18 protein-coding genes and 1 riboswitch are annotated in these 19762 nt (G+C 42.6%); of the genes, 10 read left to right on the top strand and 8 right to left on the bottom strand.

The window, feature by feature from the left end; all coding sequences use genetic code 11:
* Nucleotides 1-34: 34 nt before the first annotated feature.
* A riboswitch (FMN riboswitch) is annotated at nucleotides 35-175 on the bottom strand.
* A 45-nt stretch (nucleotides 176-220) separates the two neighbouring features.
* On the bottom strand, nucleotides 221-994 hold the full coding sequence (locus KKA81_11685) for a C40 family peptidase (GenBank protein MBU2651589.1): 774 nt from the start codon (nucleotides 992-994) through the stop codon (nucleotides 221-223).
* Between the two features lie 104 nt (nucleotides 995-1098).
* Here KKA81_11685 and KKA81_11680 point away from each other — a divergent pair, with 104 nt between their 5' ends.
* The gene (locus KKA81_11680) at nucleotides 1099-3171 is read left to right on the top strand and encodes an HDIG domain-containing protein (protein MBU2651588.1); all 2073 of its coding nucleotides are present in this window, start codon (nucleotides 1099-1101) and stop codon (nucleotides 3169-3171) included.
* On the opposite strand, the gene KKA81_11675 is transcribed toward KKA81_11680, so the two are convergent.
* The 3 genes from KKA81_11675 to trxA (KKA81_11665) all read right to left on the bottom strand — a co-directional run bounded on the left by KKA81_11675 (nucleotide 3149) and on the right by trxA (KKA81_11665) (nucleotide 4793).
* Nucleotides 3149-3814, bottom strand: coding sequence for a WbqC family protein (locus KKA81_11675; protein MBU2651587.1), 666 nt, complete (start codon nucleotides 3812-3814; stop codon nucleotides 3149-3151). The two genes, KKA81_11680 and KKA81_11675, sit on opposite strands and share 23 nt — an antisense overlap.
* A gap of 74 nt (nucleotides 3815-3888) precedes the next feature.
* The gene (gene trxA, locus KKA81_11670; GenBank protein ID MBU2651586.1) at nucleotides 3889-4260 is read right to left on the bottom strand and encodes a thioredoxin; all 372 of its coding nucleotides are present in this window, start codon (nucleotides 4258-4260) and stop codon (nucleotides 3889-3891) included.
* 14 nt (nucleotides 4261-4274) lie between these two features.
* Nucleotides 4275-4793 (bottom strand): thioredoxin, encoded by a 519-nt coding sequence (gene trxA, locus KKA81_11665; protein ID MBU2651585.1) that lies wholly within the window; start codon nucleotides 4791-4793, stop codon nucleotides 4275-4277.
* A 116-nt stretch (nucleotides 4794-4909) separates the two neighbouring features.
* Here trxA (KKA81_11665) and KKA81_11660 point away from each other — a divergent pair, with 116 nt between their 5' ends.
* Nucleotides 4910-5323 carry a transposase gene (locus KKA81_11660; GenBank protein MBU2651584.1) on the top strand — a complete coding sequence of 138 codons (414 nt, stop codon included), beginning with the start codon at nucleotides 4910-4912 and terminating at the stop codon, nucleotides 5321-5323.
* Here the strand turns inward: KKA81_11660 and KKA81_11655 are convergent.
* Complete coding sequence (locus tag KKA81_11655; protein ID MBU2651583.1) at nucleotides 5313-7430, bottom strand: C10 family peptidase; 2118 nt, start codon at nucleotides 7428-7430, stop codon at nucleotides 5313-5315. The genes KKA81_11660 and KKA81_11655 overlap by 11 nt on opposite strands.
* 80 nt (nucleotides 7431-7510) lie before the next feature.
* Nucleotides 7511-9613: a C10 family peptidase gene (locus tag KKA81_11650; protein ID MBU2651582.1), complete on the bottom strand. Its 2103-nt coding sequence runs from the start codon at nucleotides 9611-9613 to the stop codon at nucleotides 7511-7513.
* Between the two features lie 212 nt (nucleotides 9614-9825).
* On the opposite strand from KKA81_11650, the gene hutI reads away from it, so the two are divergent.
* The 3 genes from hutI to KKA81_11635 are packed head-to-tail and all read left to right on the top strand — an operon-like array spanning nucleotide 9826 to nucleotide 13131.
* Nucleotides 9826-11070, top strand: coding sequence for an imidazolonepropionase (gene hutI / locus KKA81_11645; GenBank protein MBU2651581.1), 1245 nt, complete (start codon nucleotides 9826-9828; stop codon nucleotides 11068-11070).
* 19 nt (nucleotides 11071-11089) lie between these two features.
* A complete protein-coding gene (ftcD, locus tag KKA81_11640; GenBank protein ID MBU2651580.1) occupies nucleotides 11090-12781 on the top strand; it encodes a glutamate formimidoyltransferase in 1692 nt (563 codons plus the stop codon).
* 47 nt (nucleotides 12782-12828) lie between these two features.
* Complete coding sequence (locus KKA81_11635; protein ID MBU2651579.1) at nucleotides 12829-13131, top strand: Dabb family protein; 303 nt, start codon at nucleotides 12829-12831, stop codon at nucleotides 13129-13131.
* Here the strand turns inward: KKA81_11635 and cdaA are convergent.
* Nucleotides 13119-13958 (bottom strand): diadenylate cyclase CdaA, encoded by an 840-nt coding sequence (cdaA, locus tag KKA81_11630; protein ID MBU2651578.1) that lies wholly within the window; start codon nucleotides 13956-13958, stop codon nucleotides 13119-13121. The two genes, KKA81_11635 and cdaA, sit on opposite strands and share 13 nt — an antisense overlap.
* 26 nt (nucleotides 13959-13984) lie before the next feature.
* Nucleotides 13985-14821: a dihydropteroate synthase gene (gene folP, locus KKA81_11625; protein MBU2651577.1), complete on the bottom strand. Its 837-nt coding sequence runs from the start codon at nucleotides 14819-14821 to the stop codon at nucleotides 13985-13987.
* Between the two features lie 87 nt (nucleotides 14822-14908).
* On the opposite strand from folP, the gene KKA81_11620 reads away from it, so the two are divergent.
* From KKA81_11620 to KKA81_11600, 5 genes are all read left to right on the top strand, one after another.
* Nucleotides 14909-16018, top strand: a complete 1110-nt coding sequence (locus tag KKA81_11620; GenBank protein ID MBU2651576.1) for a DoxX family membrane protein — start codon at nucleotides 14909-14911, stop codon at nucleotides 16016-16018.
* Nucleotides 16019-16020: 2 nt separating this feature from the next.
* Nucleotides 16021-17103: an ABC transporter permease gene (locus tag KKA81_11615; GenBank protein MBU2651575.1), complete on the top strand. Its 1083-nt coding sequence runs from the start codon at nucleotides 16021-16023 to the stop codon at nucleotides 17101-17103.
* A 70-nt stretch (nucleotides 17104-17173) separates the two neighbouring features.
* Entirely contained in the window at nucleotides 17174-17941 is a 768-nt protein-coding gene (gene tpiA / locus KKA81_11610) for a triose-phosphate isomerase (protein ID MBU2651574.1), read from the top strand.
* Entirely contained in the window at nucleotides 17941-18783 is an 843-nt protein-coding gene (gene prmA, locus KKA81_11605; GenBank protein MBU2651573.1) for a 50S ribosomal protein L11 methyltransferase, read from the top strand. The genes tpiA and prmA overlap by 1 nt, the downstream gene beginning before the upstream one ends.
* 3 nt (nucleotides 18784-18786) lie before the next feature.
* The coding region (locus KKA81_11600) for a hypothetical protein (GenBank protein MBU2651572.1) at nucleotides 18787-19762 on the top strand (976 nt) is incomplete at its 3' end.

Below are 19762 nucleotides of genomic sequence, written 5' to 3'. Positions count from 1 at the left end.
TAAATGTTGCCAAGAAGGCTTGTGGCCTTTTGGATCATTTCTTCTCCCATCCAGACTATACTGTCGGTTCCGGAATTCCACCGGGTCAGTCCCGAATAACTCGGGAGTCGCGGACTGTTACCGCCGGTCGGGAATTTCATGCTTGCGCAATGATCACCCTGCCCTGAAGAAACTGAAGTAAAGAACGGGGCAAAGATATGCGAATAAATTAAATTTCAAATCATGAGAGGATTTTTTTTATCGTCCTGAGCTTATGAGTATATTTCCCGGTGGTAAGACTAAAAATTCCGTGATGGTCTGCTTTGTCGATCCTTACTCTTCCTGAGGCATGAAGAATAAGATCAGGTTTATAAAGAATTCCTGTGTGTACAATTTCTCCTTCGTTGTTGTCGAAGAACAAAAGATCACCGGGTACTGCATCGGATATAAAATGGATATCCTCTCCGAGTTTGGCCTGCATGAAAGCATCGCGGGGGAGATTAATGCCTGCAATTTTAAATAGTACCTGTACCAACCCGGAGCAATCGATACCACAAGGTGTGCGACCACCCCACAAATACGGTGAATTGATGTATGATCCTGCCATCCGGAGGATTATTTCCCGGGGGTGCAGAACTTCACTCTTTTGTAAAGCCTTTCCTTCAAAGCTATAGACCCTGTTGCCAATTTTGAAGTTCGCTTCCGGTATGGTAGATCCCGGATATACTTCAAAATCCAATCCTGTCATCGTATCCTTTATAATTGAATGATGCTGTGAAACTACCCACTCACTTTTTATCAATGAATTAAAGCCTTCTTCAGAAACAGGTTCGTGCTGACCAGCATCCATCCAACCCGGATAATCATCAAATCCTCCACGGATCAAAAGCCATTCCCCTTGCTGAAGATCAACATGATAAGGCTCTCCGAAGAGCAATTGGGTAACCAATTCCGATTTATGTGAAGGTTCTCTTCTTACCGGTATCATGGCTATATTGCAAAATCCTTTTTCCATATTTTCCTGGATGAAGATACAAAGATATGAATCGCTTGAACAAATTGCCCCTTGAAAGCATTGATAACAACAAAATTCATATATTCGTGGTTTAGTCGGTAAGCATGGGAAAACTCTTAAATTTTTTTCGCAACAAGTATCAGGATATTTACAAGACGGCATTGTTTCTGTCTGCTATTGTCATCCTGGTGTTGGTTTTCCCGAGAGAGGGTAAATTTAAATATGAGTTTTCCAGGAATAAACCCTGGCTTCACGAAGATTTCTTTGCCCCGTTCGACTTTTCCATCTTAAAGCCGGAGGAGCAGATAAAAGCAGAACAGGTTGAAGCATTGAGGCAAACAAAACCATACTTTATCCTGGATACGACAATTTTTCCACGGATCAGGGCCGATTTTCACAAAGCGTTTAACAGAGCCTGGATAGAAAGGTATGGCGATACGACGGTGAAGATTCAGTCTCACGACAGAAACCTGGAAAAAGCTGAATTATTCCTTAACAGGCTATATAATAAAGGTATTTATGATCCTGCCTTTGTTTTTGATCCTGTTACGAAACCTGCTAATGTTATCTTAATCAGGGGGAATATCGCTAAAGAGACAAACCCCGACAGTATACTCACCATTCATAAAGCCAATGATTTGATTAACCGCTGGTTAAGACCTGGTACAACTTTCGATCATGAGTTGCTTTCCGTTCTTTTATTTGATCATTTGCAACATAATGTTTTGTTTGATGAGATTAAAACAGTTAACGAGCGAGAAAAAATCCTGGCGGAAATTTCTCCAACACGGGGAATGGTGTTATCGGGAGAAAAAATAATTTCAAGAGGAGATTTGGTTACAACCGAAAAGTATCAGGTGTTGATTTCATTGAAGAAATATTATGAGGAACAATTGGGTGCCGGCGGGGCATATTATTTCATTCTTGCCGGACAAATAATCCTGATCAGCATTGCCATGGGGGCAATGGCTATGTTTCTTTATTATTTCCGGAAGGATGTATTCCGTGACAATAAAAAAGTTCTTCTGATTCTGGTTATTTTATTGCTCCTTGTGTTTATTACCAGTCTGGTTGTTACATACCATCCTGCATACCTTTACCTTGTTCCACTCTGCCTGGTACCCATACTGGTAAGAGCATTTTTCGACACTCGGATGGCGCTGTATGTTCACCTGATTACAGTTATTATTACAGGTTTCCTTGTTCCCAACAGTTTTGAGTTTCTTTTTCTCCAAATGATGGCGGGTATAAGCGCAATTCTCACTGTTGCTAATCTTCAGCGCAGATCGCAATTTTTCCTGACTTCTGTTTCAATTTTCTTCACCTATTCTGTTCTTTATTCAGGGTTAAATCTCATCCAGGAAGGAAGTCTGAGAGAAATAGCCCCGTTGAATTTCGCCTTTTTTGCCGGTAATTCAGTACTGACTTTGTTTGCGTATCCCCTGATATATATTTTCGAAAAACTCTTTGGTTTGATAACCGATGTAACCCTGATAGAGTTATCGAATACTAATAATCCTCTGCTTAGGGAATTGTCGTTAAAAGCTCCCGGAACTTTCCAGCACTCCCTGCAGGTTGCAAATCTTTCGGAAGAAGCTGTATTTGAGGTCGGTGGAAATGCATTGTTGGTCAGAACAGGAGCGCTATACCATGATATTGGCAAAATGGACATGCCGGTATATTTTATTGAGAATCAGACTACAGGGGTCAATCCGCACGATGAACTCACCTATGAGGAAAGTGCAAGGATAATAATTGGCCATGTAATCAAAGGTATAGAAAAAGCCAAAAAGCATAAGCTGCCTGAGCAGATCATAGATTTTATCAGAACCCACCACGGTACAAGAAAGGTGGAATACTTTTATATAATGCAGAAGAAGGAATTTCCCGACCAGGAGATAGATGAGAGAGATTTTACCTATCATGGCCCTATTCCGTTTTCCAAGGAAACCGCAATCCTGATGATGGCAGATTCTGTGGAAGCTGCTTCACGGAGCCTGAAGTCATACGACAGCGATTCTATCAATGCCCTGGTGGATAACATCATTGATAAGCAACTTGAAACGGGTCAGTTTGACAATTCCAATATTACCCTGAAAGAAATTACACGGATCAAGAAGATCTTCAAGAAAAAGCTTATGACTATCTATCATATCAGGATTGAGTACCCCCGCTAATCCAGGGTAGTCTGACATTATCAAGGTAATTACCTGCTTCCGGACCCAAGTTGAAGAGTAAATCCAATATACTCAGATTGGCCTGAAAACAGTAACGGTCAGAGAACGTTTGAAAATATTCAGGAAATACCATTTCAGGAATGATTTTACCAGGATGGATCGCATAGCGGAGATCCAGACATCCTGGTACTTCATGATAAAATTCATGAGTATACGATATTGATGCCTGAATGCCTGTCCAATCTAGTATCTTCATCAACAGAGTATGATTGAGGTCAATAAGCTTATCGTGCCTTTCGGCGAAGATTGAGAACAGCTCATCTTTGAAATACAGGAAATAAGGGGAGGAGTTATATGCAGCTTCCAGTCCACCCCGGATCACTTTTTGCCATGGTTGTGCATAACAGATTTTAATCTCGCTGGTCAAAGTATGATTTCCGAACGTTTTTCTTACCGGGATGGTTAAGGCAACCCTGCCATTTGTGGTAAGGATTTCAAACCGGTTTCGGAACGATTGTTTTCTGTACGTTTCCAGGGCTTCAAGCTTAACATTGGACATCTTTCTGATGACAGCCATATATGCGACAGGTGGCAACAAGGCTGTTGACATGTAAACCGTGGGTATTTGACATGGAATTGACATCTTTTCGCAAATATCAAAAAAAATGCAGGACAATTGCTTGTCCTGCACACCTTTCATTCAATAAATCCTGGTTATTATGCTTCTTTGGAAGCAGTTTCTTTTAGCAATACTTCATCAATCACCTGCTTAAGTGTTTCCTTTGGCAGGGCTCCCATGGCCATTTGAGGCTGTCCGTCCATAGGACAGAACAGGAGGGAAGGAATACTGCGGATACCAAAAGCTGCTGAAAGCTCACGTTCTGCTTCGGTATCAACCTTGTAAATATTGATTTTTCCTGCGTATTCTTTTGATAATTCTTCCAGGATGGGAGCAACCATTTTGCATGGCTGGCACCAATCTGCGTAAAAATCGATCAGACAGGGCAGATTTCCCTCATATTTCCATTCCTGGTTTTTTTCATAATTAAAGACCTTCTCCAGGAAAGTCTGTTTGCTTAAAAATTCCATGTTATCCTGTTTTATTATTGATTATTCGTTGAATTGTCAGGCTTGAGCAGAAAATTGTCAATGGCCTGCTTGAAAGTTTCTTTGGGTAATGCTCCGGTCGACATCTGCGGTTTGCCTTCCATCGGAACGAAGAGAACAGATGGAATACTGCGTATCCCGAAAATGCTGGCCAGTTCACGTTGTTCCTCGGTGTCGATTTTGTATACATAAATCTGACCTTCATATTCTTTCGCCAGTTCTTCCATGATCGGAGCAATAAGCTTACAGGGCTTGCACCAGTCAGCATAGAAATCTATGATGCATGGCTTGTCGCCTTCATAAACCCATGTGTCGCGGTTTTTCTCATAATCCATGACTTTTTCCAGGAACGTTTCCTTGGTAAGATGTACCGGTTTTCCGGATTCATCAGATTTGCTTACGCTGGTGGATTTCTCCGGTTGAGCAGCTTTTTGGGCCTGTGTGTCGCTCGCGTTTCCACAACTGATTAATGTGGCCGTGCTTATGGCAATAATAGCAACAAAAAGTTTCTTCATTTTCAGGATTTTAATTTTGTTAATTAAACGATGCAAATATATAATTTTTTTTATCTTAAATCGCATATTTATCACTTTTGTTTATTTTTGCATCAAAAATTATTCCAGACGACAAAATGTCAGAAGATTTATTCAGATACTTTAACGTTAAGAATAGCGAATTGTTCAAAGCCCGTTTATGCACGGAAGATGACTGTTATGCCTTATTGGCTGATTTAAAGTGGAAGAATGGTTTTCGATGCCGGCATTGCGGGCATACGAATTTCTGCAGGGGTAAATCTCCCTATTCCCGTCGGTGCACCCGATGCAAGCGGGAGGAATCTGCCACTGCCCATACAATTTTTCATCATTGCCGCATTCCACTGAAAACCGCCTTTGAAATAGCTTTCGAGGTTTGTAATAATCCTGAAATATCTTCTTACAAGTTATCGGATTCCTTTGAGCATCGCCAGATGACTTGCTGGAAGTTCAAGAAGCGTGTGCTGGAATGCAAGGATAAGGGTATGGATGCCCTGAATTTTACCGGATGACGACCTTCTTTGTTATTCTCCTTTCATTTGTTTGCAAAATGATTGCATAAACACCGGCAGGTAAATCTTCCACATTAATAGTCTTTTCGTATTTTCCTCCGTCAAATTCCAGGTTAAGACTTAAAACTTCCTGACCCTGAAGATTAAGTAATGTTATGCAGGCATTTATATTTTCTTTGGCATAAATCAGAATGTTCAGCGAATTGGTGGCTGGGACGGGGAAAACTTCAAAACCAATATTATCGATATCATCAGGCATACCAATTGGGAAGGAATGCCAGGATGCTTCCCATCCTGGCCTGGTAACGGTGGAATTGGTACTGAAGGTGATGAATGCTTTATTACTTTCCACAAAGATGGGATCAGGCAGAGAATCCCCGGAGAATTCACCGAGAAGATCCTGGGTTACATAATCATATATTTTCACCCAGTCATGGCCTTCTTCCGTTGAAAATGAAGTGAATTCGATTGCAAGCACATCGGATTCGGTGCTGGGATTGATCACCCATATACAATTGGTTCCGTTATGGTATTCTGCAGGTCCGCTTCCGTCGGAGAACACACCCGAGGGATCGGTAAGCATTTGCATACCACTGCAATAAACCGGCAACTCGCAGGTATAGGAAAGGAGCCAGCCTGGTGCCGTCTGCGGTTCTGTTGTTTCAAAAGCCAGGAACAAGCGGTCGCCGCTTGATATTAGTTCAGCGGGTATGGTGCCTCCACTGTAACTGCCCAGGATGGGTGCGGAAGCATTTTCTCCATCATAAACGGTCAGGATGTCATTAGGTTGGGTTGAAAACCTGACAAAAGAAATGCTGATGTTCATCACCGAATCATCGGGTGCGATGAGCCAGGAACAGGAGCTGCCGCTCTGGTAGTTGTAATTGGGCCCGCTGCCATCGTCAATGGTTCCGTCGATAGATCCGAGGATCTTGTTACCATCACAAAAAACGGGATAGGAATACTGATTTGTATCGGGTACGGCATTAATGATCACTTCCTGGGCAAGGTTGAAGTTCGACCCTCCGGGAGAAAGATTGTCAGTGTAGAAATATCCATCGTAGGATCCACTCCATCCCCAGTTGAAATGATAATAATTTCCTGATTGATAACCGTCGCAAACGAATGCATGACCGTTTATGTTGGGAACCGACCATCCGGCATAGTACATGGGGATATTTCTTTCGAGGTGGCTTACCAGCAGGCTATCCCAGTTCATGGTAGTGCTATCGCGGTAAACATACTGTGTTTGCGGGGAGTATTTGAAATATGTCCTGAGCGAATACGCCGCTTTGTGGTTGTACATACCCGATCCATTGGGGCCATAAACCATGTCAACGGAAACGCCCAAATGGTAAAGAAGCTCAGCGACAGGGAGATTACTTCGACCAGCGAAAAGGGGCATTTCATCCCAGCGATAGGTTGTATTTTCGAAATCAGCATTAAGCGTTCCATAGGGTGGGCACTCATAAGTATAGGATCCGGTTCCGTTTATGGGCCAGCGAAAATAATTCATAACCTGCCCCATGGCTGTGGCTACACATCCTGCGTAGCAGTGTCCGGTTGGCCCTGCCGGGTCTTCCGGGCACATTTCATTATAAAAGCTGCCCTGGTCCCAGGTAGAGGTGAGCATGGGTTCAACTTCTCTTCCGGTATATAGTATAAGCTTTTCAGTATCCTGAGAAAGCAATCTTTGCCATTCTTCTTCGAATCGGAATTTGGTTTCGAGGCTTCCATCCAATATCCCCTTAATCTGTTGGCTGTATTTTTCAATCCATTCCTGCATAGAAGGAGGCAGGCCTGCACCAGTATATCTGCCATCAAAGGAGTAAGCCAGAACGGGGATTACTGAGTCATCGGCTGAAACAACCACAAACCCTGGTTTGTTGAGGTTCACAACATACAGGGTCACAACCCCATCGCAACTTATCGGTATGATCGCGCCGGTCGACAGGTCATCATATGCAAATCCTGATTTCACATAACAACGTTCGTAATAGAAGTTTTTTGCTATCCTGGCAGCAGTTTGTGAGTCGAGATGGGCGGCACGGCTGCTGATCTGAAAAACAAGCAGACAGGATAAATAGATTAAAAAATACTTTTTCATTGGTTAATAATTTGAAAGCTAAAAATACAAAAAATGCCACTTCGAAGGAAGTGGCATTTTGAAGATTATCTGAGGGATCTTTATTCTATTACGATTTTTTCCGTTTTCATCCCGGTAGAATTGGTTACCGTCAGGATATAAACTCCTCCGGCAATCTGCGATAGATCTATGTTTTGATCAAAAACACCATTTATGGAATAATATGCCTGCTCAATAACCACTTCACCGGTCATGCTCATCAGTCTGATAACAACATCATCGGTTGAGTTTTGGTTAAAGGCAATATTCAGTTCATTTCTTGCCGGGTTGGGGAATACCAGGAAGTCGTTGATCACTCCGGGTTCCTCAACTCCGACGTTGTTAATTTCATAATATACTTCCCATCCCGGTCCGTTTATCCAGGAATTGGAGCTCCAGGTAACAAACATACTGCCGCTGGTAGCTTCAACGGGATCGGGGACATCGGAACCGGAGAAAGACGCGATTTGGGTAGATCCGTCGAAGATCTTCATAACATCATATCCTTCTTCAGTGTCAAATGAATTAAAATACAGGGTGATAACAGATGCGTATTGCGGTTGTATTCTCCACATACAGGTAGCACCATTGTTATAATAGAATGAACCGCTACCATCATCAAATGTACCTGATACATCTTCAAGCTGAGTGAGGCCTACGCACCATACAGGGCTTGTGGTTTCAAAAGCTGCGGTAAAACCTTTGGCAACACCGCTTGCGTCGCTGTCGAATGTTACAAGGACTTTATTCCCGGTAGACGTAACCATGGAAGGTAGAGTGGAACCTGTGAACTCACCTAAAAGAGGATCGGAAGTAGTAGGTCCGTCATATACCCTGACATAATCACCGGATGCCAGATCAAACTGTGTAAAGCTGACTTTTATATTAGTAACGCTGTCTTCACCATTTTGCGGATCGATCAGCCAACTAGCGCTCTGGTTGTTGATGTAATCATCGATAGGGCCGGAGCCGTCGGTGAATGAGCCTGACATATGCGTAATTGTATGAGCACCTTCTGCATAGTAAGGATAATCAGGGTCGCTTGGATAAAAGTTCCTGACGCAGGCTTGTCCTATATAGAAACCACCTACATTACTAAGTGTGTAAAACCCATTACCGGAGCCGCTCCAGCCGAAGTTGAAATGAAATTCATCCCCCTGGTAGCCGTCGCAAAGGAAGGCATGGCCACCGCCGGTGGAGCTTCCTGAATAATAAAGAGGTCTGCTGAGATCTATTTCTGCTTTCAGCAAATTGATCCAGGCTGTCTGTGAATAATTGCTCTTTTCAAGGTATTGCGCATCTTCATATCTCCAGAAAACATCCAGGCGGTTGGGTACCATATAAGAGTAAGATCCCGATCCGCTGGGGCTGAACTGCATGTTAACAGAAACACCGCAATGGTATTGAAGTTCTGCAATAGGCATCGGATAATGGTTGTCAATTTCATCCTGCATTCCATCCCACTGATAATATGTGTTTTCAAAGTCTGCGCTGAGGTTGCCATAAGGTGGGCAACTGTAAGTGTGGTCGTTGGTACCGTTGGTGGGATAGCGGTAATAATACATGATCATCGACATCGCTGTAGCCACACAACCTGCATAGCAGTGGCCTCCCGGGCCTGCCGCATCGGCCGGTGCCATAAGGTTATATGGATCGTTCTGGTCCCAGAGTATAAAATCGGCAAGCGGCGCAACATCTCTGTTTCCACCTTCGGTGTTAAGGGTAGAGATGTCATCTGTTAAAAGGGTAGCCCATGATTGTGCCGTTGTTTCATCAGCTACGATACTCTTTTCCCTGATGTATTCGATCATATCCGCATAACCCTGCATAAAACTGGCATAAACGTATGCCTGGTCATGGGAAGGAAAGGATCCTTTATAAGAATATCCAATAACAGGTGTATAAGCATCATCCCCTGAGATGATGATAAATCCACCGTCTTTAAGGTCGAATGCATAATATACAGGCAATCCGTTATTTTCCCTGACAAAAATATTGGTAATCTCAATGGTTTTGTAGTCGATACCATCACCATACTGGTTTACTCGTTCGTAATAATAGTTTATGGCCGCTTTCTTCGCGTCCATAAGGGATACTTCTTTCGACTGAACAGATTGTCCAAGCAGAAAGGCTGTTAAAAGGACAATGAATAGCCTTGTTTTCATAATGATCTTGTTGATTTGTTAACTAAATTTTTCTTCACAAATATATAAAAGAATGAATAAATAGAGCACTTACTGTTGATTTTATCCTCAATGATACTGACATCGGATTATGGTTGCAGGTTGCCCTGTTTTAGTTTTATAAATTTCTACGGCATTTGAAACCACAGAGGTTTTTATTAATTTCGCCCGGAAATAATCTAAGAAAAACCGTAATGTCCATACTGATAAAAAATATCAAAGAATTAATCCTTGCAGAAAAGGAACCTCGTTTAAAGGCTTGTGGTGCTGAAATGAAACGGCTGCCGGTAATCAGAGATGCTTTTGTCAGGATTGAAGGATCATTGATTGTTGATTTTGGGGAGATGAAGGAATTAGGGGAAGGAGAGGAGAATTTTGATGATATTTTGGATGCCGGCGGTAGGATGGTTTTTCCCTCCTGGTGTGATTCTCACACTCATTTGGTATATCCGGCATCGAGGGAACTTGAGTATGTGGACAAGATAAAAGGATTGTCTTACGAAGAAATTGCCAAAAGGGGAGGAGGAATTTTGAACTCGGCCCTTAGAATGAAGGAGACTTCGGAGGAAACATTGTTTATCGATGCCATGGAGCGCTTGCAGGAAATCATTGCCTGGGGCACCGGGGCGGTAGAAATCAAGAGCGGTTACGGTCTTGATACGGAAAATGAAATTAAAATGCTGCGTGTTATACGGCGGCTTAAAGAGTCTTCACCTCTTACAATAAAGGCAACCTTCCTTGGTGCCCATGCTTTTCCGGCAGAATTTCGTACAAGGCGAGAGGAGTATGTTGACCTTATTATTCAGGAAATGATCCCCATGGTCGCTGCTGAGGATCTTGCTGATTATATTGATGTTTTCTGCGACCGTGGTTTTTTCAGTACCGAAGATACCGACCGCATCCTTAATGCGGGTATGAAATACGGACTCAGGCCGAAGATCCATGCCAATGAACTGGATTATTCCGGTGGAATTCAGGTGGGAGTGAAATATAATGCATTATCGGTGGATCATCTGGAATACACAGGTGACGAGGAAATTGAGGTCTTGAAGGATTCTGAGACCATGCCGGTATTGCTTCCCGGAGCCTCATTTTTCCTGGGTATGCCTTATGCTCCGGCCAGGAAGATGATGGATGCAGGGTTACCGCTTGCCCTGGCCAGCGACTTTAATCCTGGGTCTTCTCCATCAGGGAACATGCAACTTATTGTTTCCATGGGGTGTGTTTCGTACCGAATGCTTCCTGAGGAAGCAATAAATGCGGCTACTCTGAATGGAGCCTATGCAATGGGTATTGGAGAAACCCATGGAAGTATTGCTGTAGGTAAAACAGCCAATCTTTTTATCACCAAAGAAATTCCAACATATTCCTATATGCCCTACTATTATGGCTTTAACAAAGCAGAGAAAATCATCCTGAAAGGTAAGATAATAAAATAAATTTAAAAGTATACTAACTATGAAGCAATTAATCGAATGTGTTCCGAATTTCAGTGAAGGAAGGGACATGGGCATTATCCGGCAGATAACCGATGAAATTGAGAAGGTAGAAGGAGTAAAACTGCTTGATATTGATCCGGGGGCTGCCACAAACCGCACGGTTGTTACTTTTGTGGGAACTCCGGATGCTGTTGTGGATGCTGCATTTCTTGCCATCAGAAAAGCATCGGAAATCATCGATATGCGTAAACACAAAGGGGAACATCCCAGGATGGGCGCTACTGATGTTTGTCCTTTCGTCCCCATTTCCAACATTACCATGGAGGAAACGGTCGAATACGCGAGGAAACTTGCAGAGCGTGTAGGAAAGGAACTGGATATTCCAGTGTTTTGTTATGAATACGCTGCATTCACAAAGGAAAGGAAAAACCTGGCGAATATCAGGGCCGGTGAATATGAAGGGATGGCAGATAAACTAAAGGATCCAAAGTGGAAACCAGATTTTGGCTCCGGAGCCTTTCATCCAAAAGCAGGCGTGACAGCTATTGGTGCACGTGATTTCCTGGTTGCCTTCAATGTAAATCTAAACACTACCTCTACACGAAGAGCCAATTCTGTTGCTTTTGATGTAAGGGAAAAAGGTCGGGTGAAAAGAACGGGCGATCCGGTTACAGGCCCTATCGTCAAAGATGAAAACGGAAATCAGGTATTTGAACCGGGAACCCTTAAAGCTGTCAAAGCCATAGGATGGTTCATTGAAGAATACGGTATTGCACAGATATCCATGAATCTGACCAATATTACCATAACTCCGGTCCACATTGCTTTTGATGAAGTATGCAGGAAAGCGGCCGAAAGGGGGCTTCGGGTTACGGGCTCCGAACTGGTCGGGTTGATCCCGCTTTCCGCTTTGCTGGATGCGGGTAAGTACTTCCTGGAGAAACAACAACGTTCCATTGGTGTTTCTCAAAAGGAGCTTATTAAGATAGCTGTTCGGTCCATGGGCCTCGACGACCTTAAGCCTTTCAATCCAAAGGAAAAGATCATTGAATATATGATTGCCGACAATGCCGGGAAACAACTTGTTGATATGAATCTGAGTGACTTTGCTGATGAAACGGCCTCCGAATCACCGGCTCCCGGTGGTGGATCCATCTCCGCCTATGTGGGAGCCCTGGGTGTTTCATTGGGAACTATGGTTGCCAATCTGTCATCACACAAACGCGGATGGGATGATCGTTGGGAAGAGTTTTCAACCTGGGCAGCAAAGGGACAGGCAATAAAAGATGAATTGTTATTCCTGGTTGATGAAGATACCCGTGCCTTTAATCGTATTATGGACGCATTTGGTTTGCCCAAAGGCAGTGATGAAGAGAAAGCGGCCAGACACCACGCCATCCAGGAAGCTTCAAAATATGCAATGGAAATCCCTTTCAGAGTGATGCATAAAGCCTTTGATTCGATGCAGGTAATGAAGGCAATGGCAGAGATAGGCTTACAGGCATCTGCTTCCGATACGGGTGTTGGAGCAATGTGTGCTCGCACGGCTGTGATGGGAGCATTCCTGAATGTGAAAATTAATGCCGCCGGTGTCGATGATAAAGATTTTACTGGTAGATTGTTAACCGAAGGCCAGGAATTGGAAAATAAAGCTATAGAGCTGGAAAAGGAGATACTTCAAACCGTGAATGGAAAAATAAAGGATAAATAACAAATACCGGTAATCCCGGTGTTCTAAATGACCAAAAAATTGAAATTATGATTAAGCACATTGTATTAATCAAACTCAAGAGTTTTGAGGATTCCGATGAGCGTGAAGAAACCCTGAAGATTATCAAAGAAAGACTGGAGCATCTTCTGGATGTTATACCAGAATTAAGATCGATGGAGGTTGGTATTAATATTGTAAGTCGTCCGATTGCTTATGATATTTCCCTAATTGCCAAATTTGATGATCTGAAAGGTTTGGAGAAATACAGGGAAAGTGTTGATCATCTTGAAGTACTGAGTGTTATCTTTGATAATACAGATAAAATGGCCGTAGTGGATTATGAGGTCTGAGTGGTTTCTGACTGCTTTGACTTGCTGCTGTTTTCCATATTTAGCTCACTTTCCAGGAAATCTTTAATCTGGGCAGGTGCAACCCTTAGGGTAATATGCCCACGGTTTGCCAGTGCAATACGGCCTGTTTGTTCCGAAACGATGATGGACAGAGCATCCGAATACTCTGTAATGCCAACGCCAGCCCTGTGTCTTAAGCCGAGTCGCTTTGGGAGTTCCGTATTGTTGGATACCGGTAACACACATCCGGCGGCCCGGATCTGATTGCCGGTGATGATGACTGCTCCGTCGTGCAAAGGGCTGTTCCTGTAAAAAAGATTTTCCAACAGGGCAACAGAGATTTTAGCATCCAATACCTCCCCGGTGTCAACGTATGGTTTTAGTTCGTTTTGGCGGGTAATAACTATTAAGGCACCTGTATGAGCATCGGCCATGCGCTGGCAGGCAACAATAATCGTGTCTATATCCGGTTGATCACCATTGTTTATACTGAATCTCCAAAAAAGAAACCGTTTGTTTTTCTTTCGGATAAGTGCAGGTGTGCCCAATGCCAGCAAGAATCGCCGGATCTCCGGCTGAAAAATAACGATCAGGGCAATAAAACCAACGCTAAAAAAAGCACCGAGAATTTTGCTCAGCAATTCCATCTGAAAGGCTGAAACAAGCTGCCATAAAAGAAAAATGGCCAGGATACCAATAAAAATATTTATGGCTACCGTCCCTTTAAGAAGATTATATAATTCAAACAAAAGTATGGCTACAAGCAGGATGTCGATAATGTCAAGCAGCCTGATTTCTATAAACGCGGTTATGAAAAGTTGAATCATACTTTGTAAAGGTAAAAATCTTTCTTTTATTCCGGAGTCCCTTTTTTTACATCCTGCAATGCACTCACAAGCCTGATAGTTTGCCTGGCTTCTTTTACGTCATGCACCCTCAGGATGGAGGCACCTTTTAACAGTGCAATGGTATTCAGAACGGTAGTACCGTTCAGAGCCGTTTCCGGTGTGGTACCCAGTATTTTGTTTATCATCGATTTTCTCGATATTCCCACTAATACAGGAAATTTTGTGTTTGTAATGCTATCCAGGTTTTCAAGCAATTCAAAGTTGTGACGTATTGACTTGCCAAATCCAATCCCGGGGTCAAGGATGATGTCGGTATGTCCCTGATTGATCAACTTTCCTGCCTGTTCCATAAGGAATTGCCTGACCTCTTTAACAACATCTTTATATTCAGGATTATCCTGCATGTTTCGGGGTGTACCCAGGATATGCATGATGATAACGGGTACATTATATTTTCTGATAGTATGAAAAATGAGTGGATCAAAGGTGCCTCCCGAAATATCGTTTATCATATCCGCTCCTTCTTCCAGCAAAACTCTTGCTGTTTCTGAGCGGTAAGTGTCAATGGATAAAATGGCATCCGGGAAATTCTTCCTTATTTTCCGGAATGGCTGAAGCAATCTGCTGATCTCTTCTTTCTCAGCCACGGGAAGAGATCCCGGGCGGGTTGAAACACCTCCTATGTCAATGATATCAGCTCCTTCATGGATCATGGCATCAACATGGTGTTCCCATCTGTTGTCCGTATTCATCCCTCCATCGAAAAAGGAATCGGGTGTCAGATTCAGGATGCCCATTACCGCGGGAGTCGACAAATCAAGGATTTTACCGTTGCAAATCATTTAAATTTGTATAAAAAATGTAACTTTACCCTTCGAAATTTTTAGCTAAATCACGCTGCTAATTTACGTTTTTCAAACATGGATATTATGAAGATGCTAAGGAATCTGAGCAGATTAATTCTGGGACTTGTTTTTGTTTTTTCAGGATTTGTCAAAGGTGTGGATCCGATGGGAACAGCTTACCGTATTGAAGATTATCTTATTGCATACGGCATGGACTGGGGACTTCCATTCGGCCTTTATGCTTCAATAGCTCTTTGTACACTGGAATTTTTACTTGGAACAATATTAATCCTCAACATCAGGATCAGGGAGTTTTCCTGGATACTCTTTATTCTGATGATATTTTTCACCCTTATTACTTTTTACGTTGCACTGTATGAACCGGTTCCTGATTGTGGATGCTTTGGCGATGCCATTAAACTGTCGAACTGGGGTACATTCTTAAAGAATCTTTTCTTGATGGCTTTTACGGTTGTGGTTTTTCTCGAAAGGAAGAACTTTCGCTCAGCCATAGGCCCCATGGCACAGAATGCATTCATTCTATTATTCGCTGTGGGTTTTACAGGGTTTTCCATGCAGAATTACTTTCATTTGCCTGCTATCGATTTTCGTGATTGGAAGGTGGGAAACGATATGGTCCCGGATGATCGCGGAGAAGCAAAAATATACCTCACATTCAGAAACCTTGAAAACGGGGAGACACGAGAATACCTTTCGCCTGACTATCCCTGGAACGATTCCCTATGGATGGCCAAATGGGAATTTGTTGATCAAAGGACGGATGATTCTGAAGTGGTCAGAGGACATGAGCTGGTTTTAGAGACGGCTGATGGAGAAGACGTGACAGCTAATTATATAGAAAATCCGGATTATCAATTGCTCGTTGTTGCTTATGATTTAAAAGGATCCAGCCGGAAAACTTTTCCGCATATCTCCAGATTATACGAGGATGCTGATCATGTAGGTGTTTCTTTGATATTGGTTACCAGTACATTACCCTCAGATGTGGATGCGATGCGTGATCAGTTTCATCCCCATCTTGAGATTTTTTATGCCGACGACATTGTCCTGAAGACTATGATACGTTCCAATCCCGGAATCATTCTTATGAAAGATGGCGTTGTACTGGCAAAATGGCATTACAACGATTTTCCTGTTTTTGTGGATATCAGGAACAGGTATCTCAAAGATTGATTATGGCCAGGTTCATTCTCAAACGGTGCTTCTATGGATTGCTGGTTTTACTTGGCGTTATTACACTTGTATTTATTCTCTTCAATGTATTGCCCGGTGATCCTGCCCGTATGGTGATGGGGCAAAGAAGCGATATCGCAACTTTGGAGGCAGTCAATAAAGATCTGGGGCGTGACAAACCCGTATTAACCCAGTACTTTAATTTCCTGAATGATTTGTTGCCGTTAAGCGTGCATAATGATAAAAATCCTGAAAGTTACTGGTATCTTGATCCCGGAAAATATCCTAAAAATACTCAGTTGTTCAGGTTCTCGACAAACAACGTATTGGTTCTGAAAGCCCCATACCTGAGACGGTCATATCAATCTCAACGAGAGGTATCCGATATCCTTGCGGAGGCTTTTCCAAAAACCATATTGCTGGCTTTAGTTTCTATCGCTTTTGCTATGGTTGTTGGGATTTTAACAGGAATCATGCTTGCAGTCTGGCAGAATGCCGTGCTAAATAAGGTAGCCCTGGTTTTTTCTGTACTGGGAATGTCATTGCCGTCGTTTTTTGCTGCTATCCTTAACGCCTGGATCTTCGCATTTGTGCTTGCTGATGTCACCGGGTTGAATATGACCGGAAGCCTTTTTTCTGTGGATGACTTCGGTAATGGAGAATATCTTGATCTGAAAAATCTTATTTTACCGGCCATAACATTAGGTATAAGACCTCTGGCCATAGTGGTTGAGCTAACGCGAACTTCATTAAAGGATGTCCTTTCCCAGGATTATATTCGTACAGCCAAAGCCAAAGGCCTGAGCCGGTTTCGTATCATAATGGGCCACGCTCTTAAGAATGCTATGAATCCTGTTATTACAGCCGTTTCGGGATGGTTTGCCTCATTGTTGGCCGGAGCAGTATTTGTAGAATATGTTTTTGACTGGAAAGGCATCGGAGTTGTAATTGTAGATGCCCTTGAAAAATATGATTTTCCCGTGCTGATGGGAGCCGTAATGTTTATTTCTGTTCTCCTGGTTGTAATCAATATTATGGTAGACATTATTTATGCATGGCTTGATCCCAGGATAAGACTTTCATAATAATACTATCTTTGTCAGGGAACTTTATTAAATGGATATCAGTTTAAGTATTTACAAAAAGCCATTACCTATGAGAGAAAAAATCATCGCCGGAAACTGGAAAATGAACAAAAGCTTTGAGGAAGCTGAAGACCTTATATATGAGATTACCGAAGGAATCCAGGATATGAATTTGCGGGATACATCGGTGATCCTCTGCCCGCCTTTCCTTTACCTGGAGATGGCTGCAGATGCCATCACAGGGACCAGGATCAAACTGGGAGCACAGAATCTCCACGAGAAAGACTTCGGCGCCTATACAGGGGAAATTTCGGCACCCATGCTCAAATCTTTGGATGTTGAATATTGTATCATCGGACATTCTGAGCGTAGAAAATTCTTCCATGAAACCGGGAAACAACTGGCAGCCAAGGTGGAATCGGCAATCCGAAACGAAATACATCCGGTTTTTTGCTGCGGAGAATTATTGGATGAAAGGGAAAAGGGAATCCAGAATGAGATTGTTAAATCTCAATTGGAAGAATCATTGTTTTTCCTGGAATCTGATGATTTTAAAAAAGTTATCATCGCCTATGAACCTGTCTGGGCCATTGGAACCGGCGTAAATGCAACGCCGGAGCAGGCACAGGAGATGCATGCCTACATCCGGTCACTTATTCAGGAAAAGTATGGCGAAAAGATTGCCGGAAAAACCACAATATTATATGGTGGAAGTTGCAATGCTAAAAATGCTGCATCTCTTTTCGCCAATCCTGATGTCGACGGCGGACTGATTGGCGGCGCATCTCTCGATGCTACAGAATTCCTGGATATTATCAAACAACGTATTCAGAACTGATGCATACCCAGGAACTCGTAATTGAAACAACGGGTTGGACACCGGCAGATGCAGATTTGCTCGTCTCCATGTTGGATATTCTTGGGTTTGAAGGAATCCTGGAAGAAGAAAATTGTATTAAAGCATATATAGTAGCCGAAATATCAGAGCGGGAAAAAATAATAGCAGAACTGCGAACCGAACTTCATGGCAAGAAACTTGCTTATTCATGGAACAGCATAGAGGATAAAAACTGGAATTCGATCTGGGAAAGCAATTTTCAACCGGTTACGATTGCAGGACAATGTCATATTCGTGCTTCGTTCCATCCGGCCAACCATACTGTTCCATACGAAATTATTATAGATCCGAAGATGGCTTTTGGTACCGGACATCATGAGACTACATCCATGATGGTCAGGTTAATCCTGGAAAATGATTTTCCCGGTAAATCGGTTTTGGATATGGGTTGTGGTACAGGCGTACTTGCAATTCTGGCTAAAATGAAAGGGGCGGGGGAGGTCGTTGCTGTCGATAACGATGAATGGGCTGCTGAAAATGCCCGTTCCAATGTAAAACTGAATAATGCATCGGATATCAGGGTATACCTTGGCGGAGCTTCCTTATTGGAGAATATGAGTTTTGATATAATATTTGCGAATATTAACCGTAATATTTTACTGAACGACATGCCGGCATATGCAGGAGCATTACAAGAAAACGGAAAGATCTTACTTAGCGGATTTCATGTTGAAGACCTGCCTGTTTTGGAGGGTAAAGCAGGCACTCTGAACCTCAAAAGGAAACATGTTATCACAGAAAACCAATGGATGGCTGCACTATTTGAAAAAACCAGGTCTTAAGTAATGAGAGTTATTTGTATCACATTTTTTGTTATTGTTTTCTCATTTTATTCATTTTCCCAGGATGAAGACAGATTCCCAAGGGATAAGGATGGGTATTTCCTGAAGGTTACGGAATTGTTACAACAAACCAATAATTCCAGGTATAAACAGGAAGGAGCGGATATTACAGCAGCCTTTGACGAAACCTGGAACTATGGATTTTTCAATGAAGGCCTCAGGGAGAGAATTTTTGAAGTATCTGATATCATGAGGATGAGAAGGATACCGGTTTTTCCTCACTTCGCCGATTTTATATCCTGTTTGAACGGTTTCCGAAAAAACAGAATGGATCGCCAGAGCATGGCTCTGTGGTTTGATCATCTGATCCGGCTTTCTTCTGAGCAGAAGTTTAAACCCATGACGGATTTTGTTGAGTATACAAGAGACCTTCAATACCAGAACATCCTGGATAAAGCCAGGAACAGGTCATGGTACTTCAGACATGGCAATTATAAGTTTGAATATGATTCTGTATTTATCATCCTGTTTTCGTCTTTGGATCTTCATTGTGCGACCGGAAACGACAGTACGGAGATAAGAGGTACAAAAGGACGCTATTATCTCAATCAGGAATTTTGGGAAGGACAGGGAGGTAAGGTGTTTTGGAACCGGGTAGGATTGGATGAAAGGAGGGTTTATGCAGAACTGGAGGCATATACGATCAATACCCAGCAGATTCATTTTATGGCTGACTCGGTGACTTTTTATAATAAGGAGTATTTTGACCATCCCATCTCCGGAAAACTGGAAGAAAAGATATCTTCCAGTCCGGCTTCTGAAAATTCGAGTTATCCAAGATTTGAATCCTATATCAAGGACTACTATTTTGATAATTTGTTAAAAGACATTGATTATCATGGGGGTGTTTCCATGCATGGTGCCAATTTGTTATGCACAGGCACCGATGATAACTACGCAATACTGGATTTTCAAAGTC

The sequence above is a fragment of the Bacteroidota bacterium genome, assembly GCA_018831055.1.
Lineage (GTDB): Bacteria > Bacteroidota > Bacteroidia > Bacteroidales > B18-G4 > M55B132.
Note: the sequence above shows the minus strand (reverse complement) of the source record. Positions and strands in the feature narration are given on the sequence as shown.